The sequence below is a fragment of the Streptomyces sp. NPDC002306 genome (assembly GCF_053593435.1).
Window position 1 is genome coordinate 198994 of the sequence record NZ_JBSFCK010000006.1, and the last position, 19864, is coordinate 218857.

At 74.1% G+C, this 19864-nt stretch carries 18 protein-coding genes; 6 read left to right on the forward strand and 12 right to left on the reverse strand.

The features are described from left to right. Window positions 1-41: 41 nt before the first annotated feature. The 3 genes from ACWCQK_RS14825 to ACWCQK_RS14835 form a co-directional block, all read right to left on the reverse strand. On the reverse strand, window positions 42-2057 hold the full coding sequence (locus ACWCQK_RS14825) for an oxidoreductase (RefSeq protein ID WP_451155509.1): 2016 nt from the start codon (window positions 2055-2057) through the stop codon (window positions 42-44). Window positions 2058-2386: 329 nt separating this feature from the next. Further along, window positions 2387-2755 (reverse strand): hypothetical protein, encoded by a 369-nt coding sequence (locus ACWCQK_RS14830; protein ID WP_451155510.1) that lies wholly within the window; start codon window positions 2753-2755, stop codon window positions 2387-2389. A 230-nt stretch (window positions 2756-2985) separates the two neighbouring features. Further along, window positions 2986-3876 (reverse strand): hypothetical protein, encoded by an 891-nt coding sequence (locus tag ACWCQK_RS14835; RefSeq protein ID WP_451155511.1) that lies wholly within the window; start codon window positions 3874-3876, stop codon window positions 2986-2988. 285 nt (window positions 3877-4161) lie between these two features. Here ACWCQK_RS14835 and ACWCQK_RS14840 point away from each other — a divergent pair, with 285 nt between their 5' ends. Further along, window positions 4162-6255: a SpoIIE family protein phosphatase gene (locus ACWCQK_RS14840; RefSeq protein ID WP_451155512.1), complete on the forward strand. Its 2094-nt coding sequence runs from the start codon at window positions 4162-4164 to the stop codon at window positions 6253-6255. 594 nt (window positions 6256-6849) lie between these two features. Here the strand turns inward: ACWCQK_RS14840 and ACWCQK_RS14845 are convergent. From ACWCQK_RS14845 to ACWCQK_RS14855, 3 genes are all read right to left on the reverse strand, one after another. Next, window positions 6850-7638, reverse strand: a complete 789-nt coding sequence (locus ACWCQK_RS14845; RefSeq protein ID WP_451155513.1) for a putative protein N(5)-glutamine methyltransferase — start codon at window positions 7636-7638, stop codon at window positions 6850-6852. Window positions 7639-8246: 608 nt separating this feature from the next. Continuing rightward, the gene (locus ACWCQK_RS14850; RefSeq protein WP_451155514.1) at window positions 8247-9002 is read right to left on the reverse strand and encodes a GNAT family N-acetyltransferase; all 756 of its coding nucleotides are present in this window, start codon (window positions 9000-9002) and stop codon (window positions 8247-8249) included. Further along, window positions 8999-9943 (reverse strand): quinone oxidoreductase family protein, encoded by a 945-nt coding sequence (locus tag ACWCQK_RS14855; RefSeq protein WP_451155515.1) that lies wholly within the window; start codon window positions 9941-9943, stop codon window positions 8999-9001. Before ACWCQK_RS14855 ends, ACWCQK_RS14850 begins: the two co-directional genes overlap by 4 nt. Before the next feature lie 513 nt (window positions 9944-10456). On the opposite strand from ACWCQK_RS14855, the gene ACWCQK_RS14860 reads away from it, so the two are divergent. The 4 genes from ACWCQK_RS14860 (at window position 10457) to ACWCQK_RS14875 (ending at window position 14435) form a co-directional block, all read left to right on the forward strand. Further along, window positions 10457-11047 (forward strand): Rv1733c family protein, encoded by a 591-nt coding sequence (locus ACWCQK_RS14860; protein WP_451155516.1) that lies wholly within the window; start codon window positions 10457-10459, stop codon window positions 11045-11047. Between the two features lie 111 nt (window positions 11048-11158). Then, window positions 11159-12127, forward strand: a complete 969-nt coding sequence (locus ACWCQK_RS14865) for an acetylxylan esterase (protein ID WP_451155517.1) — start codon at window positions 11159-11161, stop codon at window positions 12125-12127. A gap of 198 nt (window positions 12128-12325) precedes the next feature. Further along, window positions 12326-13495 carry a serine hydrolase domain-containing protein gene (locus tag ACWCQK_RS14870; RefSeq protein ID WP_451155518.1) on the forward strand — a complete coding sequence of 390 codons (1170 nt, stop codon included), beginning with the start codon at window positions 12326-12328 and terminating at the stop codon, window positions 13493-13495. A 130-nt stretch (window positions 13496-13625) separates the two neighbouring features. Further along, window positions 13626-14435 (forward strand): GntR family transcriptional regulator, encoded by an 810-nt coding sequence (locus ACWCQK_RS14875; RefSeq protein ID WP_451155519.1) that lies wholly within the window; start codon window positions 13626-13628, stop codon window positions 14433-14435. Between the two features lie 79 nt (window positions 14436-14514). Here the strand turns inward: ACWCQK_RS14875 and ACWCQK_RS14880 are convergent, their stop codons facing one another. After that, window positions 14515-15255, reverse strand: coding sequence for a class I SAM-dependent methyltransferase (locus ACWCQK_RS14880; RefSeq protein WP_451155520.1), 741 nt, complete (start codon window positions 15253-15255; stop codon window positions 14515-14517). Window positions 15256-15351: 96 nt separating this feature from the next. Between ACWCQK_RS14880 and ACWCQK_RS14885 the strand changes: the two genes are divergently transcribed. Continuing rightward, on the forward strand, window positions 15352-15750 hold the full coding sequence (locus tag ACWCQK_RS14885; protein WP_451155521.1) for a nuclear transport factor 2 family protein: 399 nt from the start codon (window positions 15352-15354) through the stop codon (window positions 15748-15750). 21 nt (window positions 15751-15771) lie between these two features. Here ACWCQK_RS14885 and ACWCQK_RS14890 read toward each other — a convergent pair whose 3' ends face one another. The 5 genes from ACWCQK_RS14890 to ACWCQK_RS14910 form a co-directional block, all read right to left on the reverse strand. After that, complete coding sequence (locus tag ACWCQK_RS14890; RefSeq protein ID WP_451155703.1) at window positions 15772-17175, reverse strand: RNA polymerase sigma factor; 1404 nt, start codon at window positions 17173-17175, stop codon at window positions 15772-15774. After that, on the reverse strand, window positions 17172-17456 hold the full coding sequence (locus ACWCQK_RS14895) for a YciI family protein (RefSeq protein ID WP_451155522.1): 285 nt from the start codon (window positions 17454-17456) through the stop codon (window positions 17172-17174). The genes ACWCQK_RS14890 and ACWCQK_RS14895 overlap by 4 nt, the downstream gene beginning before the upstream one ends. Further along, the gene (locus ACWCQK_RS14900) at window positions 17453-18199 is read right to left on the reverse strand and encodes a YciI family protein (RefSeq protein WP_451155523.1); all 747 of its coding nucleotides are present in this window, start codon (window positions 18197-18199) and stop codon (window positions 17453-17455) included. The genes ACWCQK_RS14895 and ACWCQK_RS14900 overlap by 4 nt, the downstream gene beginning before the upstream one ends. A 97-nt stretch (window positions 18200-18296) precedes the next feature. Next, on the reverse strand, window positions 18297-19355 hold the full coding sequence (locus ACWCQK_RS14905; RefSeq protein ID WP_451155524.1) for an LLM class flavin-dependent oxidoreductase: 1059 nt from the start codon (window positions 19353-19355) through the stop codon (window positions 18297-18299). After that, window positions 19355-19864, reverse strand: coding sequence for an SRPBCC family protein (locus ACWCQK_RS14910; RefSeq protein WP_451155525.1), 510 nt, complete (start codon window positions 19862-19864; stop codon window positions 19355-19357). The genes ACWCQK_RS14905 and ACWCQK_RS14910 overlap by 1 nt, the downstream gene beginning before the upstream one ends.

Consider the following 19864-nt stretch of genomic DNA (forward strand, 5'->3'; position numbering starts at 1 on the left):
AGTCATCCTAGGGAGCGGCCGGGCCGCTCCCGGGACAGTTCCTAGAGGGCCGCCGCCAGCTCCGTGCCCTGCTTGACGGCACGCTTGGCGTCGAGCTCGGCGGCCACGTCGGCGCCGCCGATGAGGTGCACCTCGCGCCCGGCGGCGAGCAGTTCCTCGTACAGGCCACGGCGCGGTTCCTGTCCGGTGCACAGCACGATCGTGTCGACGGCCAGGACGGTGCTCTCGTCGCCGACGGTGATGTGCAGTCCGGCGTCGTCGATCCGGTCGTAGGTCACGCCCGGGACCATCGTCACGCCGCGGTGTTTCAGCTCGGCGCGGTGGATCCAGCCGGTGGTCTTGCCGAGCCCTGCGCCGACCTTGCTGGTCTTGCGCTGGAGCAGGTGGACGGTGCGCGGCGGGGCGGGCCGCTCGGGAGCGGCCAGGCCGCCGGGCGAGTTGTAGTCCATGTCGACACCCCACTGGCGGAAGTACGTCGCCGGGTCCTCGCTCGCCTTGTCGCCGCCGTCGGTGAGGTACTCGGCGACGTCGAAGCCGATGCCGCCCGCGCCGAGGATCGCGACGCGCTCGCCGACGGGGGCGTTGTCGCGCAGCACGTCCAGGTAGCCGACGACGCTGGGGTGGTCGACGCCGGGGATGTCCGGGGTGCGCGGGGTGACGCCGGTGGCGACGACCACCTCGTCGTGGTCGGCGAGGTCCTCGACGCCGACCCAGCCGCCGAGGCGTACGTCGACGCCGTGCGCGTCGAGCTGGTGGCGGAAGTAGCGCAGCGTCTCGTCGAACTCCTGCTTGCCGGGGACCTTGCGGGCCACGTTGAGCTGGCCGCCGATCTCGTTCGCCGCGTCGAACAGGGTGACGGCGTGGCCGCGTTCGGCCGCGCTCACCGCGCAGGCCAGACCGGCCGGTCCGGCGCCGACGACGGCGACGCGCTTGCGCAGCCGGGTCGGTGAGAGGACGAGTTCGGTCTCGTGGCAGGCGCGCGGATTGACGAGGCAGGAGGTGATCTGCCCGCTGAAGGTGTGGTCGAGGCAGGCCTGGTTGCAGCCGATGCAGGTGTTGATGGCCTCGGGACGCCCGGCCGCGGCCTTGGCGACGAAGTCCGGGTCGGCGAGCATCGGGCGGGCCATCGACACCATGTCGGCGCAGCCGTCCGCGAGCAACTGCTCGGCGAGTTCGGGGGTGTTGATGCGGTTCGTCGTCACGAGCGGCACGGAGACCGCGCCCATCAGCTTCTTGGTGACCCAGGTGTACGCGCCGCGCGGCACGGAGGTGGCGATGGTGGGGATACGGGCCTCGTGCCAGCCGATGCCGGTGTTGATGATCGTCGCCCCGGCGGCCTCGACGGCCCTGGCGAGCGTGACCACCTCGTCGAGCGAGGAGCCGCCGGGCACCAGGTCCAGCATGGACAGCCGGTAGATGACGATGAAGTCGTCGCCGACCGCCTCGCGCACCCGGCGCACGATCTCCACCGGGAAGCGCGTGCGGTTCTCGTACGAGCCGCCCCAGCGGTCGGTGCGGTGGTTGGTCCGCGCGGCGATGAACTCGTTGATGAGGTAGCCCTCGGAGCCCATGATCTCGACGCCGTCGTAGCCGGCCTGCCGGGCGAGGCGGGCGGCGCGGGCGTAGTCGTCGATCGTCCGCTCGACGTCGGCGTCGGTGAGCTCGCGCGGCGGGAAGGGGCTGATGGGCGCCTGCTCGGGGCTCGGCGCGACCAGGTCGGGGTGGTAGGCGTACCGGCCGAAGTGCAGGATCTGCATCGCGATCCGGCCGCCCTCGCGATGCACGGCCTCGGTGATCTCGCGGTGCTGCCCGGCCTCGGCCTCGGTGGTGAGCTTCGCGCCGCCCTCGTACGGGCGTCCCTCGTCGTTGGGCGCGATGCCGCCGGTGACGATCAGGCCCACTCCCCCGCGGGCCCGGGCGGCGTAGAACGCGGCCATGCGCTCGAAGCCGCGCTCGGCCTCCTCCAGGCCGACGTGCATGGAGCCCATCAGGACACGGTTGGGCAGGGTGGTGAAGCCCAGGTCGAGCGGGCTCAGCAGGTGCGGGTAACGGCTCATCGGGGCCTCCGTGGGCGGTGTCGTCACCTCCTGTTGTAGAGGACCGGCCAACGTTTTTGCAACTAGTTGCATAACCGATCGGGGCCTGTGTCGCGGACGTCACGTGACCGGGAGCGCGCGGGGGCGCGGAGGGAGCGCGCGGGGAGCAGCCCGGGGAGGGTGCGCAGCGACGCGCAGGGGCGAGCGGAGGCCGGGCGCGGGGCGGGGCGGACGGTGCCGGACGGCCTGGACCGGAGCGTGCGGCTCGCGTCGCCGTCCGCGGCCACGCCCCGGTCCACGCTCCGGTCCTACGGCGGGCCTCGCTCGGCCCGCCCGACGGTCGGCCGACCCTAGATGCTCTCCAGCCTGAGGTGCAGTTCCCGCTCCTGGTCGCCCGAGGCGCCGCTCAGGTTCTGCACGGCGAACAGGGAGTCCAGGGTCGTACGGAACCGGTCGATCGCCCAGTAGCCGCCCTGTACGTCGGCCGTGACGTGCCCGGCGAGCCGGGCCGGGTGGTCGCAGGCGTGCGTGTCGGCCACGTCGAACGTGCCGAGCCACACCATGGGCCGTGTCTCGTGGAGCTGTGTCGGTACGTCCTCGGCGCACCTGTCGGACTCGAAACACGCGCACAGCGTGTCGAACACGATCCGGGCGTCCTCCTTGCTGCAATCGCTGATCGCGACGGAGACGGATTCCGAGTGCGGTCCTTCACTGTCCATCGTGATCGCTCCTCTCGTCACCAGGTGGTGGTGCCGCGGGTTCCCCGTGACACCACACCCCATCCCAAGAAAAGCACCACCCGCGACGAGCGACCACCGGCGACGCCCGGCCGCGACCCGGTTCCGGACCGGCTCCGACCCCCGGCCGGCCGGCCGCCCGTCATCCGCCCGTCCACCCTTGCACCCTTACGCCCGACCGTCCGCCTGCGGTCCGCCCGTCCGTTCGGCGGCTAGCCGCGCGTGAAGCGGTACGTCTTGCTGTCCGTCAGCACACAGAAGCCCGGGGACACGACGATGACGCGCAGTGTGCCGGTCCGGCGGTCGTAGTCGATGCCCTCCGCCTCGAACGTGCCCGAGCACGAGCTGCGCAACGGCAGCTGCCGCAGGGCGGTGACATGGCCGACGACGTCGGTCGTGCCGTTCGGCTCGGCGGACAGGTCGATCTGGAGCAGCGGCTTGGTCACGCCGAACAGGGTGCCCGCCGGGTCGTCGGAGGAGCACAGCAGCCGCGTCGGGCCGGCGAAGTCACAGCCCTGGACGTCGCGTACGGCGTGGTCCAGGTTGACGGTGGAGACCTGCGGGAGGTTCGCGGAGGGCGAGGTGGCCGGGTTGACACCCGGGGTGGGGAAGACCAGCAGCCGGCTCATGGTGCCGTACTCCCCCGACAGCATCCACTGGCCACCCGGTGAGATCGCGGCCCACGAGTTGTTGAGCGCCTCGCCGGCGCCGAGCGTGTGCACGTACTCGGACCAGCCACCGCCCGGCGCCTGCACCCGGAACATCTTCGCGCCGCCCGAGTCGCGCTGGTAGGGCTCGACGTAGTAGCCGTCGTAGGAGGCGTCGGGGTCGCCGACGTGGTTCCAGCCGCGGCTGGAGACACCGATGGGGATCGTGCCGATGCCCGTGTAGTGGTTCGGGCTTCCGGCGGGGACTTCCACCGAGGTCAGGCCCTGGCTCTCGGTGAGCGGGTCGGCGCGGTCGGAGCCGACCTCCGTCCATGTGTCGGCCGCGGCGGCGGGCGGCGCGGCGGACAGGGTGACGACGGTGGCGGTGGCGAGGGCGATCAGACCCGTCAGGGCGACGTGACAACGTTGCCGGGCGAGACGCGGGCGCAGGGGCATCGGGACGGCTCCTCCGTGGGGGGTGGGACGCGTTCGGCCGACAGTCTGGCGTGGCGTCATGGTCATGTACAGACCAACCCGAGGAACGGTTGCCGTCACGTACCGGAACGACCGCTGTCCGTTCGGCGACGCACCGTGCGCGGCCGGACACCCCCCGAGGTATCCGTGTCGAGGGATGGTGCAGGAGGGCGCGGGTGGCGTACGAGAAGGGTTGAGCGCGATAGAACAAGGGGAGTCGGCATGGGCGACGGCGTGCCGCGTGAACGGTCGGAGGCGGTGCGTGGGATGAGTGCAGCCGGATCACCGGTGGACCAGGACGGCGAACCGGTAGGTGGGCCGGAGCAGCCGAGCGGGCTGCTCGACGTGCTCAACGTGGCCTCGGTGGTGCTGGACACCGAGGGGCGCATCGCGCTGTGGAGCCCGCAGGCCGAGGAGCTGTTCGGCTATCCGGCGCACGAGGCGCTGGGCCGGTTCGCGGCCCACATCATGGTGCACGAGGAACACGTCGACCTGGTCGTCAAACTGTTCGCCGACGTCATGGCCACCGGTGAGGGCTGGGCCGGGGCGTTCCCGATCCGCCGCAAGGACGGCAGCACCCGGCTGGTGGAGTTCCGCAACATGCGGCTGCTGGACGAGCGGGGCGACGTCTTCGCCCTGGGACTGGCGACCGACCAGTCGACCGTGCGCCGGCTGGAACGTGACGTGGCACTGTCGTCCCGGATGGTGGAGCAGTCCCCGACCGGGCTGGCCGTCCTCGACACCGACCTGCGGTTCGTGTCGGTCAACCCGGCCCTGGAGCGGATCGACGGCATCCCCGCCAAGGAGCACCTCGGGCGGTCGGTGCACGAGGTGCTGCCCCTTCAGGACGCCGACGTCCTGGTGGCGGAGGCACGGCAGGTGCTGAGCACCGGTCTGCCGGTCATCGACCGGCACATCGTGGGCCGCACCCCGGCCGATCCGGACACGGACCGCACCTGGGCGGTCTCCCTGTACCGGCTGGAGGACGCCCGCGGCACCGTGCTGGGGGTGGCCGCCTCGACGGTCGACATCACCGAGCAGTACCAGGCGCAGATCGAGGCGGAGGCCGCCCGGCGGCGGCTGGCCGTCATCGCCGACGCCTCGGCCCGGATCGGCACCACGCTGGAACTGGAGCGCACGGCCTGCGAACTGGCCGACGTGGCGGTGCCCGAGCTCGCCGACATCGCGGCCGTGGATCTGCTGGAGACGGTGATGGAGGGCCGCGACAGCGGCCTGGGCCCCGCCGAGGCCGCCGTCATCCGGGCACTGGCCGTACGGGCCGACGACGCCCCCGAGGTCCTTCGGGCCGCCGACCCGACCGGCCGGGTGACCCGCTACGGACCCGACCGGCTCATCACGCAGTGCGTGCGTACCGGCGATCCGGTCATGGTGGCGCAGGTCAAGGACGAGGACCTGGCCAGGATCGCCCGCTCCCCCGAGATGACGGAGGTGCTGGCCCGGGCGGGTGTCCACTCGTATCTGGCCGTGCCGCTGATCGCGCGGGGCCAGGTGCTCGGCGCCCTCGACCTCAAACGCTTCCGCAATCCGCTGCCCTTCGACGAGGACGACCTGTTGCTCGCCCGGGAGCTGGCCTCCCGGGCGGCCGTGCAGATCGACAACGCCCGCTGGTACCAGAACGCCCGCGACACCGCGCTCACGCTCCAGCGCAGCCTGCTGCCCAGTCATCCGTCCGTCACCGGCGGCCTCGAGGTCGCCTCCCGCTACCAGCCCGCGGGCGCCACCACCGAGGTCGGCGGCGACTGGTTCGACGTCATCCCGCTGGGCGACGACAAGACGGCGCTCGTGGTGGGCGATGTGATGGGCAGCGGCATCAGCGCCGCCGCCACCATGGGCCGGCTGCGCACCGCGACCAACACCCTGGCCGCGCTCGACCTCGACCCTGCGGTGCTCCTGCAACATCTGGACCGGATCACCGCGGAACTCGACCACTCCATCGCGACCTGTGTCTACGCCGTCCACGACCCCCGGCGGCGGCAGTGCCTGATCGCCAACGCGGGACACCTGCCCCCGGCCAGACTGCGCCCCGGACACCCGGCCGAGCTGCTCGACCTGCCGACGGGCGTACCGCTGGGCGTGGGCGGCGTCGAGTTCACGACCGTCACCGTCGGCTTCGACCCCGGGGACCAGCTCGTCCTGTACACCGACGGGCTCGTGGAGACGCGCCGGCACTCGATCGACGAACGCCTCGACACGCTGCTCACCCTCCTCGACGACGCCTCGCGCCCGTTGGAGAACCTCTGCGACCACCTGCTGCGCACCCTGCACCACCCCGACAACCACGACGACGTGGCGATCCTCGTCGCACGGGCCCGCCAGGAGCCCTCGCCGACCACCGTGTGAGGAGAGCGGGAACCCGGCACGCCGTGGACGGAACCGGCGGAAAGGGTCCTCAGCCGGCGTCCACGAGGTGCCGTCCTCGCTCCGGACGGTAACCCGGTCGCCCTCCACCGTCCCGGCCGCGTGCACGGCTGCCGGACCCGTACGACCTCCCGGTCGGTGTCGCGGTCCTTGACGGTCGTCTCCCCGTGCGCCGCCCCGCCGCACGGTCCGGAGCGAGCCCGCCGAAGCCGGGCCGGCCGCCGGGACTACCGGGCGAGGGCGGCGCGGACGAGGCCGCGGCCGGGACCTCGCCGGTGGGCCACCCGAGGCCGCCGCGTAGGCGACGGTGCCGCCCAGCGCCGAGGCGATGGCCCTGGCAGCGGTGCTCACCCGCCGTCCGCCTCCGGGCGGAGCGCCGTCGGAGCCCCCGTACGGAGGCCGCCCGGCGGGTGCTCCCGTTCCGCGCCGCCCGGACCCTCGGCTCGGACGCCACCCTCCGCGGCGACGACTCGGGCTCCGGGTCGGCCGCGCCCGAGAAGCACGAGAAGCCCTCCTGGTCAGCACGGTGGCCTGACGCCGACCGGTTGCCGGGGCGCGCGTCGCGGGGCCTCCCACCTACCCGCCCTTGACCCCGATCACCACGTGCGCGTGCAGCTCCTCGGACTCCGCCAGGGAGGCGGTCAGACCGGCGCGGGTGAAGGCCTCGACGGCCGCCGGAGCCTGGCGCTCGCTCGTCTCCACGAACAGACAGCCGCCGGGGGCGAGCCAGTCGGGCGCCTCGGCGGCGACGCGGCGCAGCAGGTCGAGGCCGTCGGCGCCACCGTCGAGGGCGGCCAACGGTTCGTGGTCGCGCGCCTCGGCCGGCAGCAGGGGGACCTCGTCGGTGGGGACGTACGGCACGTTGGCGGCGAGGACGTCCACACGGCCCCGCAGGCTGTCCGGCAGCGCCTCGAAGAGGTCGCCCGCATGGACGTGCCCATCGATGTTGCGGCGGGCGCAGCGCACGGCGACCGGGTCGATGTCGGCCGCGTGCAGTTCCACCGGGCCCAGTGCGCCGGCCAGCGCCGCGCCGACCGCACCGGAGCCGCAGCACAGGTCCACGACGACGGCGGCCCGCGGAACCCGGACGAGGGCCTGGGTGACGAGGAACTCGGTACGGCGGCGGGGCACGAACACCCCGGGTTCCACGGCGATGCGCAGCCCGTGGAACCCGGCCCAGCCGAGGACGTGTTCGAGGGGCAGGCCCGCGACGCGGCGGTCCACCATGGCGGTGAGCTCGTCCGGCGTGCGGGCGGTGGCGAGGAGCAACTCCGCCTCGTCCTCGGCGAAGACGCACCCGGCGGCGCGCAGCGCGGTGACCACCGGGGAACGGGAGACGGACAACGAGGGAGTGGGTGAGGGCATGGAGCCGAGAGCCTTTCGGAAGCCGAAGGGCGCTCTCGCGGTCAGCCGCAGTCGGTGGACCGCGCCGTCGCGACGAGGTGAGAGCACCCGATCTGACCAGCGGTAATGGGTCTCACCTCCTCGTTCTCACCAGGCCGGGGTCGTCCACAGCCGGATCGCCACCCTACCCCAACGGCCAGGTCCGCACGGTCTCTTCGGACCGTGGGTCGGCTGGCGCGCCCCAGGTGGCCCGGCAGCCGTCCCGCTCCTCCGTGCGGCCGAGCGGCGCGGGCGGGACGAGCGAGGGTCCGGGGTGCGACCTGGCCGCGTCTCACGGCCTCGACAAGACCGTCAGCCGTCGGGTCGTCGCGCCGGAGCGGGCCGGTCCGATCGAGCGCCGCCGCGACCCGGACGACCCTCGCGTCCGGGTTCCGCGGTCGCTGTGACCGGTAGGCCGCTGTGACCGGACTCCCGCGTCGTCCTGGTCGTAGCCGGTCGCACCTGGTCGCAGACGCTCACCCGCCGCCACGGACGGCTGACCGCACCCCCGTGTCCCGGCGCGGGCGAAGGACGCGGCGCGGGCGCGACCCCGCGCGTCGCCCGGGGCCGCCGACCGACACGACCGCCCGCTACGACACCGCCACCGCCCGCCCCTCCGTCAGCCGCTCCGGCGCTCGCGCCGCCATGAAGGCCGTTCTGAGCCGCAGCCGGAAGCCCAGGGACTCGTACAGCCGGATGGCGCCCGTGTTGCCGGCTCCGGTGTGCAGGAACGGGGTCTCGCCGCGGGTGCGGATGCCATGGCCGACGGCGCGGATCAGCCGGGTCGCCAGGCCCTGGCCGCGGACCGACGGGTCGGTGCAGACCGCGCTGATCTCGGTCCAGCCGGGCGGGTGCAGCCGCTCCCCCGCCATGGCGACGAGGACGCCGTCGCGCCGGATGCCGAGATAGGTACCGAGTTCGACGGTACGGGTCTGGAAGGGGCCGGGCTGGGTGCGGGCGACCAGGTCGAGCATCTCGGGCACGTCGGCCGTGCCGAGGCGGACCGCCTCCGGGTCCGGCGCGGTGCTCATGCCCTCGTCCACCAGCTGGACGCCGGCCACGTGGAAGGTGATCTCCCAGTCGGGCGGGACCTGCCCGCGGAAGCCGAGCAGCGGGACCTCGGCCCCGGGGCCGGCGAGTGCGGCGAGGTCCGCCCAGTCGTCGGCGTCCGGCTCGTCGGGCAGGGCCTGCCAGGGCGAGACGTCGACGGGATAGCGCAGCACCCGGCCGCGCCGCTCGGCGAACCGGGCGTGCGGGCCGGTGAGGGAGGCGAGGGCCGGGTTGTCGAGGACGTGCCGCTGCCTCGGCTCGGGGATGGTCAGGGGGGTGTCCTGGGGAGTGCTCATACGGCGACCTCGATCACGACCTTGCCGCGGGCGTGGCCCTCCTCGACGGTACGCAGCGCCTCTCCGGCCCGCTCCAGCGGGAACGTCAGGGTGACGTGCGGGTCGAGGGAGCCGTCGACCACGAGGTCCGCCACCGCCGCCAGGACGGCCGCGGTGCGCGCCCGCTCGACGCGGGCGCCGCCCAGGCGCACGACCTCCTGCTCCGGCGCCCCGGCGGTGATCAGCCGGGTGCGGTCGGTCAGTGAGGTGCGGTCGGTCAGCAGGGTCGCCGCGTCGGCGAGCACCTGGCCGCCGACGAGGTCGTAGACGCCGTCGAAGCCGTCCGGGGCGGCCGCGCGGGCCCGCTCGGCCCAGTCCGGTCCCGAGGACACGTGGACGGCGCCGATGGACTCGACGAAGTCCTTCTTGGCCGCGCCCGCGACCCCGACGACGCGCAGCCCGAGGGCGCGGGCGATCTGCACGACGGCCGAGCCGACTCCGCCACCCGCTCCGGTGACCAGGAGGGTCGCGCCGGCGGGCAGCCCGAGCTGGCGGACCCCGTCGTAGGCGGTCGCGGCGGCCACCGGCAGGGTGGCGGCGTCGGTGTGCGACAGGCCGGCCGGCTTGTGCGCGGTGACCGCGGCGGGCAGCAGCGCGTACTCGGCGTAACCGCCGGCTGCCGTGTTGCCGAAGACCTCGTCACCGACGGAGAAGCCGGTCACGCCTTCTCCGGTCTCCTCGACGACTCCGGAGACCTCGTTGCCCAGGACGACGGGGAACTCCCGCTCCGCGCTCTCACCGGGCCGCCGGAAGCCCGTGCGCTGCTTCCAGTCGACGGGGTTCACGCCCGCCGCGCGGACCGCGACGAGGATCTGGCCGGGGCCGGGGCGGGGCCGGTCCACCTCGGCCGGCTCCTGCGTCTCCGGGCCTCCGTACCGGGTGAAGACGTACGCCTTCGGCATCTGCTCCCACTCTCCTTCACTGTCGCCGTGCCACCCCTCGTGCGGATCGATCCGGTGGACGGCACGCCTCGTGCAAGGGAGATCGCCGGTCGGCTATTCCCGGGCGCGGGAGAGTTCATACCGCCGTCACGATCGCGGGCGGAACACCGCCGGAGGCCCTCACGGTCGCGGGCGGCGCGCCTCCGGGGCCCTCACGATCGTCGCGGGCGGAACACCGCCGGGGCGCGCCTGACGTGCGCGTACGCGGGATGGGGCGCGGGCCGCCAGCGCGGGCGCGCGACCCGCTGGAGCCCGCCGGGGCTCGCGCGCCCCTCGCGGCGCCCGCCCCCGCGCGCACACGGTCCGCGAACGGCCCGTCCGCCGCGAGGGGCGCGGCCCGCGATCGATATCGCCCGAAAGGGGTACGAAACTGATGTGGCTCTCGCGCGTGGCGCGGGGGGAGTGACACACCGGGCCTCCGGTACCGCTCCCTCCGGCCCCTCGGCTCCGGTGACGGGGAGGAGGTCGGTCGACATGCGGACCCGGACACGGCTTCGGCGCCTGCGGCGCAGTGCGCTGCGGCGCAGGTCGGACGTCATCGAGGTGTGGACGGCGCTGCTCGTCACCGTCCTGCTGCTGGTGGGCGCGCCCCTCGGCGGGGCGTTCGCCGGCTGGTGGGCGCACGGCGAGGCGCGGGCGCTCGCCGCGGCCGAGCGGGCGGAACGCCATCGGGTGCGCGCCGAGATAACCGGCCGGACACCCGACACGCAGCCGTACATGGAGGCGGCGACCACTCCGCACACGTATCGCGTCGCCGTGCGCTGGTCGGAGCCGGACGGCCGGGTGCGGACGGCCACGGCACGTGTGCCGGCCGGGGCGCACCGCGGTGACCTGGTCGACGTGTGGCTGGACCCGCGGGGCAGGAGCGTCGCCGCGCCGTCGACCCGGACGGCGGTCTGGCAGCACACGTTCTGCGCGGGGGCCTGCGGCACGGCCGCGGCCGTCGCCCTGGTGCTCCTCGGGCAGGGGGCGGTCCGCCGGGTGGCCCTGCGGCACCGGCTGGCCGAGTGGGAGCGGGACTGGGCCCGGACCGAGCCGGAGTGGACGCGCCGGCATCGCACGTGACCTCTGCGGCACCCGCGATTGAACCGTTTCACAGCGCCCTGGCGCGCGTTTCGCCGCGACACGTACGGTGTGATCGTCCGCACGCTCCGTTCGCACCGAAGGCGGTCCTCGATGGCCCTGTTCGACCTTCCCCTCGACGAGCTCCGTGAGTACCGCAGCGAGTCCGCCGAACCGGAGGACTTCGACGCGTTCTGGTCGAAGACGCTCCAGGAGGCACGCGGACACGACCTGGACGCCCGCTTCGAGCCGGTCGACACGGGCCTGGCCACGGTGCGGGTGTACGACGTGACGTTCGCCGGGTTCGGAGGCCATCCGGTGAAGGGCTGGCTGACGTTGCCCGCCGGGGCCGGGGAACCGCTGCCGCTGGTGGTCGAGTTCGTCGGGTACGGCGGCGGGCGCGGACTGCCGCACGAGCACCTGCTGTGGGCGTCGACGGGCCGCGCCCACTTCGTCATGGACACCCGCGGCCAGGGCAGCGCCTGGGGCGGCGGTGGCGGCACCGCCGACCCGGTGGGCGGTGCGCCCGCCTACCCCGGGTTCATGACCCGGGGCATCGACGCGCCGGAGAACTACTACTACCGGCGGGTGTTCACCGACGCCGTCCGGGCCGTCGAGGCCGCCCGGTCGCATCCGCTCACCGACGCGTCCCGGACGGTGGCGCTCGGCGCGAGCCAGGGCGGCGGCATCACCATCGCCGTGGGCGGCCTGGTCCCGGATCTGGTCGCCGTAGCCCCTGATGTGCCGTTCCTGTGCGACTACCCGCGCGCCGCGACCCTGACGGACCGTCACCCCTACCGGGAGATCGGGCTCTTCCTCAAGACGCACCGCGGTCGTGCCGCGGACGCCCTGCGCACCCTCTCCTACTTCGACGGTGTGCACTTCGCGGCCCGCGGCCGGGCCCCCGCGCTCTTCTCGGCGGCCTTGGAGGACCAGACCTGCCCGCCCTCGACGGTCTTCGCGGCCTTCAACGCCTGGGCGCCCGACGACAAGGTGATCGAGGTGTACGACTTCAACGACCACGAGGGCGGCGGCCCGTACCAGGAGGCGACCGAGCTGCGCTGGCTGCGGTCGTACGCCTGAACCGGCTGGGACGCGCCGGACGAAGGGAGTCCCCCGTTCCTGGGCGGGCCGCACCCGCACCGGCCTTCGGGCGAGTCGACCCTCTGGCCGCCGTGCGGTCTTTCCGCCACTCTTCCCTCCAGTCCGACCAGTCGGTACGTTCTGGGGGCCCGGATCGCCGCGTCGCGGCCCGGGGTTCCGGCGGACGACGGAGGACGTATGCCCGAGCAGCACGAGCCACAGGTCCACGGCCACTGCGACGCGCGGTTCGCGCCGGTGCGCACGGCGTTCGAGGAGAACTTCCGGGAGCGGGGCGAACTCGGCGCCGCGGTGACCGTCACGGTCGACGGCGTGACCGTGGCCGATCTGTGGGGCGGCTGGGCCGACGCGGCGCGCACCCGGTCGTGGGAACGGGACACGCTGGTCAACGTGTGGTCGACGTCGAAGGGCCCGGTGGCGCTGTGCGCGCACATCCTCGCCGACCGCGGGCTGCTGGACCCCGACGCGCCGGTGGCCACGTACTGGCCGGAGTTCGCGGCCGCGGGCAAGGAGAGGGTTCTCGTACGGCACCTGCTGTCGCACCGCGCGGGCCTGTCCGGCCTGCGGGAGCCGCACACGCTCGACGACCTCTACGACTGGGAGCTGACGACCCGTCGGCTCGCGGCAACCGAGCCGTGGTGGGAGCCGGGGACGCAATCCGGGTATCACGCGCTGACGTACGGCTTCCTGGTCGGCGAGGTGGTCCGGCGGGTCTCGGGCCTGCTGCCGGGCGCGTTCCTGGAGCGGGAGGTGACCGGGCCGCTCGGGATCGACTTCACCGTCGGACTGCCCGAGAAGGAGGCCGGACGGGCGGCCGAGCTGGTGCACCCGCCGGCTGCCGCGAGCAGCGAACAGGCGGCGATCTTCGCCCAGTTGGCGCCCGCGGCACTCGCCGCGCTGACCAACCCGGTGGCGGGGGCGGCCGAGGCCAACACACCCGCGTGGCGGGCCGCCGAGATCCCCGCCGCGAACGGCCACGGCACGGCCCGCGCCGTGGCCGCGCTGTACGGGATCCTGGCCGGCCAGGACTCCCGCACCGGGCGACGGGTCCTCTCCCCCGAGGCCGCCGAGCGGGTGCGCGAAGGGCAGGGCAGTTGCCGCGATCTGGTCCTGGGGGCCGGTTTCGCCCACGAGACGGAGATCGGGCTGGGGCTGTGGCTCAGCGGCCCGAACGGATCGTACGGACCCAACCCGAGGGCTTTCGGACACGACGGCTTCGGCGGTTCCTGTGGTCTGGCCGACCCGGAGGCCGGGCTGTCGCTCGGTTATGTGATGAACCGGATGGGGCCTCATATCGCCGACGACCCGCGGAAAATGGCGCTGCTCGACGCCGTGTACAGCGTGGTGTGACGGGCGATCCGTGCGGGCCGGTTTCGGCCGAACTCGCGGGCCCACCTTCCCTGGTGGTTTAGACCAATGCTAGATCTGGTCGCGCACCGAGCCCGCACGGCTACGTCTTGTCACCGACAGGAGGCGCGGCATGGCCCGCACCACCCCCCACGACCACGGCCACGACCACGAAACCGGCCACGACCTCGACCACGGCCCCGGACACCCCCTCAACCATGACCCCGCGCGGACCGAGGACCGGCCCCTCTACTGGCGCATCGCCACGGAACTGCTGGGCGAGCTGCGCGACGGGACCGTCCCGCCCGGCGAACGGCTGCCGGGCGAGCGGCGGCTCGCCGAGCACTTCGGGGTCAGCCGGGAGACCGTCAGGCAGGCGCTGGAGGTGCTGCGGCACGACGGCCTGGTCGCCACCGACCGGCGCGGCAGCCACGCCACCCTGCCGGGCCAAACCCTGGAGGACCCGGCCTCGCTCGCCTTCCCGGTCGGCGCCCGGGCCGCGGACCCCGGCGCCGTGGACCGGGCCAGCGTCACCTGGGAGCCGCCCTCGCCGGAGCACGCCGAGGCGCTGGGCCTCGCCCCGCACCGGCCGACCCTCGTCCACCGCTACGAGTCGGCCGGAGCCGACGGAGGCGGGCGGCGCACGGCGGTGACGTCGTTCTCCGCCGTGGCGCTGTCCGAGGTCGAGGAGCTCGCCCGCTACCGCGACCGCGCCGACGGCACCGCGGCGGCCCAACTGCGCCGGGCCTACGACTGGATGCGCAGGGCGGGGCTGACCCTGCACCACCGGGACTCCATCACCCGGCTGGAGGGGGCACCCTCGATGCGGGTGACACGGCGCGTCCATGACCAGTACGCCCGCCCCCTGGAGATCACCGACCTGGTCGTGGACGCCCGGCAGGACGCACTGGTCTACGAGTTCACCCTGCCCGCGGCCGGCTGACGGCCGACCGGGCGGCGCACCACGCCACTCCGCGGGGGCGGCGGGGTGGCGCGGTACGCCACTACGCCGCGCCCTCGGCTCAGGGGCGGGGCCCCGGATGCGGCCGCTCGGCCGTGACCAGCCGCGCGCGCGGGCTTCCGTCGCGCCGCCGCCCGAACTCGGGCAGCGCCCGCAGGCCCACCCGCATCCCGGCCCGCTCCAACTCCCGCAACGCGTCGCCGAGCCGGAAGGCGCGGTAGTACATGACGAACGGCGGGCGCCACACGGCGTTGCGCACCCGCATACCCGCGTCGAACCCCCACAGCGTCCAGAACGCCGGGGACGACGGGCGGGGCGGCGCGACCACCGGGAACACGAAGCGGCCGCCGGGCCGCAGCACGGAGTGGACCTGGGCGAACAGGCCCGGCAGCTCCCGGGGCAGGAAGTGGCCGAAGGCCCCGAGACTCACCACGAGGTCGAAGGAGGGGCCGAACGGCAGGGCGCGGGCGTCGGCCCGCACCCAGGAGACCCGCACCCCGGGGTCCGCCGTACGCCTGCGGGCCTCGGCGAGCATGCCCGCGCTGAAGTCGACGCCGGTGACGCTCCCGCGGCACACGCGGACCAGGACGTCCGTCCCGGCGCCCGTGCCGCAGCACAGGTCCAGTCCGTCGTCGACGGGCCCGTCCGCCTCCAGCGCGGCGGCCATCGCGTCGAGGACGGAGTCCGGGGTGCGGAAGGGGGTGTGGTCGAACTTGGGCGCGAGCAGGTCGTAGCCGTGTTCGACGGAGGACAGCGCCTGGACGGCGAGTTCGCGCAGGGTGGGACCTTCGGGGCTGAACATCAGGGCCAGCCTAGAGGAACCGGTTCATGGACACGCTCGGCCGCGGGTGACTACCCTGGTCACCACTACTCAACTAATTGACTATGAGGTGATCCGATGCGCGCGTTCCGTGAGGCCGTCGAGGCGGGCGATCTCGACGCCGTGGAGGCGTTGCTGGCCGAGGACGTGGTCTTCACCAGCCCTGCCGTGTTCAAGCCGTACCCGGGCAAGGCGATCACCGCGGCGATCCTGCGCGCGGTCAGCCAGGTCTTCGAGGACTTCCGCTACGAACGCGAACTCACCGGGGCCGACGGCCGCGACCACGCGCTGGTCTTCGCCGCGCGGGTGGGCGACCGTGAGCTCACCGGCTGCGACTTCATCCACGTCGGCGACGACGGCCTGATCGACGAACTGACGGTCATGGTCCGCCCGCTGTCCGGCGCCCAGGCCCTGGCGGCGGCCATGGGCGCACGCTTCGAACAGATCGCGAAGGAGGCGGAGGCGCGCTCCGTCTGAGCAGGCCTCTTCGCCCGGCTCTCAGCCCGGCGGGCCTACGGGTTTCCCCGGCTCTGAGTCCGGCGGGTCGGCGGGCTTCCCCGGCTCTCGGACCGGCGAGTCGGCGGGGCGGCGGCGCTCGCCGACCGCCTCGGGCCCGGTGCGCGGGGTCCGGGGCCGGTCCGGCGGAGCGCTCCTCGGACCCGGCCGGCAGGCGGCGAGCCGACGTTCCAGGAAGCGGCGTTCCGCCGCGTTCTCCACCAGGTCCAGCGCGTCCTCGTACGCCTCGGCGGCCCGCGCGGTCCGCCCCGCGCGGCGCAGCAGGTCGGCGCGGGTGGCCGGGAGCAGGTGGTAGCCGGCGAGATCGCCCTCCCGCTCCAGTTCGGCCACCAGTTCAAGGCCCCGCTCCGGGCCCTCGGCCATGCCCACGGCGACCGCGCGGTTGAGCCGGACCACGGCCGAGGGCACCAGGCGGTGGAGTTCGCCGTAGAGGCCCGCGATGTCGGCCCAGTCGGTCTCGGCCGCCGTGGCCGCGGTGGTGTGACAGGCCGCGATGGCCGCCTGGATCTGGTACGGGCCGGGCCGGCCGCGGCGCAGCGCGCCCTCCAGGAGGCCGGCGCCCTCCTCGACGGCGGCCCGGTCCCAGCGCGAGCGGTCCTGGTCCTCCAGCGTGACCAGGTCGCCGGCCGGGTCGACGCGGGTGCCGCGGCGCGCGTCGTGCAGGAGCAGGAGCGCGAGCAGGCCGAGCACCTCGGGCTCGTCGGGCATGAGGCGGGCGAGCAGCCGGGCCAGCCGTATCGCCTCCGCGCACAGGTCCGTACGGACCAGGTCGGCGCCGGCCGTCGCCGCGTACCCCTCGTTGAAGAGCAGGTAGAGCACGGCGAGGACGCCGGTCGTGCGCTCGGGCAGCAGATGCGCGGGCGGTACCCGGTAGGGGATGCCGGCGTGCCGGATCTTGCGCTTGGCGCGGACCAGGCGCTGCGCCATCGTCGCCTCCGGGACGAGGAAGGCGCGGGCGATCTCGGTCGTACTGAGGCCCGCGAGCGTCCGCAGGGTCAGGGCCACCCGGGCCTCGGCCGGCAGGGCGGGGTGGCAGCAGGTGAAGATCAGCCGCAGCCGGTCGTCGTGCACTCCGCTGTCGTCGTCGGGGCCGTCCGGGTCCTCGGTCCGCGCGAGCACGGCCGCCTCCTCGAGTCTGCGCGCCCCGACCGCCTCCCGCCGCAGTACGTCGAGGGCGCGGTTGCGGGCGGTGGTGGTCAGCCAGGCGCCCGGGCGGCGCGGCACGCCGTCGCGCCGCCATCCGTCGAGTGCCCGGGCGAAGGCGTCCTGGGCGCACTCCTCGGCGAGGTCCCAGTCGCCGGTCAGCCGGATGAGACCGGCCACGATCTGGCCCCACTCCTCGCGGAAGACGGCGGCCACCGCCTCCTCGACCTCGTGCCGCGTCACTCCCACACCGGCCGCACCTCCACCATGCCGCCGCCCAGCGCCGCGCAGTGCCGGGCGGCGAGGGCGACGGCCTCGTCGAGGTCGGCCGCCTCGACGAGGTCGAGCCCCGCCACGTAGGCGGCGGAGTCGGTGAACGGTCCGTCGGCGAGCAGGATCTCGCCGTCGTCGGCGCGCACGGTGGTGGCGTCGGCGGGCGGGCGCAGCCAGATCCCGCCGGGCATCCGGCGGGGGCGGCTTCGCTCGCCGTCGGCCGGCGCGCAGACGAGGAGCGCGTACCTCACGACAGGCCGTCCCCGGCGGCCGAGACGTGCTCGTGGGCGATCAGCCAGCGGTCCGCGACGGCGCGGTAGCCGGTGCTCACGTGCAGGGTCAGGGTCCGCGCGGTGCCGTCGGCGCGGTCGGCGTCGATCCGGACCAGGGCGTGGGCGAAGGCGACGCTCTCGTCGACGCGGAGGCGGAAGGAGAGCACCTCACGGCGCACCGGGCCGAGGAGGTCGGCGTAGGCGCCCTGCTGGGCCTTGCGGAGGGCTTCCCTGTCGAGCGGTTCCGGGCCGCTGTCCGGCAGGACGACCGACGTGTCGGGCGCGTAGCAGGCCAGTGCCCGGTCGACGTCCCGGTCGCGTGCGGCCTCGGTCAGTTCGGAGTCGAGGCGGCGGATCCGCGTCTCGGCCTCCTCCTCGCCCGCCATCGGCCAGAAGGGGCGCACCTCCATGGCGCCGAGGGCGGCCACCGGATGCCTCGCGGCGGCCTCGACCGCCTCCTCCAGACTCGCGCACTCCAGGATGTCGTAGCCGGCGACGTACTCCTTCGTCTCCGCGAACGGTCCGTCGGTGCGCAGCACCTCGCCGCCGCGCATCCGTACGGTGACGGCTTCGGCGGGCGGCGCGAGGCGGTGCCCGTGCAGTCGTACGCCGCGGTCGCCGAGGTCCTCCACCCAGGGTTCGACGGGCGCCATGCCCGAGGCGTCGGCGGTGTCGTCGCCACAGACGAGCAGCATGTACTTCATGGGTCCTCCGGTCGTCACTTGGTTCCTCCACCCCACCGACGAACGCCGGCGGCACGGATCGACACCACGCCGGAAGAAAGTTTCCCGGAGACGCCGGGCGCCCGGGGCCGGGTCGTCACGCCTCGGCGTCGACCTCCCGGACGAGCTCGATCGCCCGGCCCAGCGTGGCGAGCCGGGCGTCCAGCGTCCGGCCCGCCGGGTACAGCCGTACGGTGTCCACGCCGGCGTCCCGCCACACCCGCAGCCGTCGGCGGACCATGGCCTCGGTGCCGATCAGCGTCGTGCCCAGCACCATCTCGTCGGTGACCAGACCGGCCGCGCCGTCCCGGTCGCCCGACTGCCAGCGCTCGCGCACCTCGGCGGCCACCTCCGCCCAGCCCTGGCGGCTGTAGGCCCGGTTGTAGAAGTTGGTCGACGACGAGCCCATGCCGCCCAGGCTGAAGGCGAGTTCCTTCTTGCGGTCGGCCACCATCGCGCCGAGCGCGTCCTCGTCGGGGGCGAACGCGACCTCGGCGCCCTGGCAGACGTCGAGGTCGGCCCGGGCGCGCCCGCGTCGGGCGAGTCCCTCGTCGAGCGGGGCGAAGTAGGCCCCGGCCGCGCCCTCGGGCACGAAGCTGGTGCCGAGCCAGCCGTCGGCGACCTCTCCGGTGAGCCGCAGCATGGCCGGTGACAGGGCGGCGAGGTAGACGGGGACGGGGTGTTCGGCCCGCGCCGAGAGGCGCATCGGGACCGCGTCGCCGCCGGGCAGCGGGATGTGGAACTCCGTGCCCGAGTAGGAGAGTTTGCCGCCGTCGAGCACGCGCCGCACGATCTCCACGGTCTCCCGCATCCGGGCCAGCGGCTTGGCGAACGGGACGCCGTGCAGGCCCTCGATCACCTGCGGGCCGGACGCGCCGAGTCCCAGCAGGAAGCGCCCGCCGGAGAGGTTCGACAGGGTGATCGCGGTCTGCGCGACGGCCACCGGGGTGCGGGTGCCGATCTGGATGACGCCGGAGCCCAGCAGCATCCGGTCGGTGCGGGCCGCGTAGTAGCCGAGGGCGGAGGGCGCGTCGGAGCCCCAGGCCTCCGCGACCCAGCAGACGTCGAGACCGAGCTTCTCGGCCTCGACGACGAAGTCGGTCCGCTCGGACCAGGGTGTGCCGCCCGAGGCCTCGACGGTGGTCGCGGTGCGCATCAGTCGTCCTCCGCCCGCTTCTTGATGTGGTTCAGGGTGGCGGTCATGTTCTGCTCGAACTCGCGCAGCCGCACGAACACGATCTTCTGTTCCTTCTCCGGCATGTGGTCGATGGCGACGGACAGTCCGGAGCGGCCGGGACCCATCTGCATCCACTGCGACAGTTCGGTGCCGCCCTCGCCCGCGTGCAGCCGGAAACGCCAGACCGCCGACGGGTCGGCGGGGTCCTGTACGGCCCAGGCGAGGACGCGGCCGGGCTCGCACTCGATGACGTACGAGGTGGTCGACCACTCGCCGAAGGACTCGTGCCTGCTGCGGCCGAGGAAGCGGGCCCCGACGGCCGGCCGGGTGGCGCCGTCGAGCCACTCGATCGACTGGAGTTCGTCGCTCATGCTCGGCATCAGCCCGACGTCGGAGACGAGCTCCCACACCCGCTCGGGTGGTGCGTCGATCCAGGTCCGCACCTCGACGGTGGGTGTGTCCGTGTAGCGCGCGCCCGTCCACTTCAC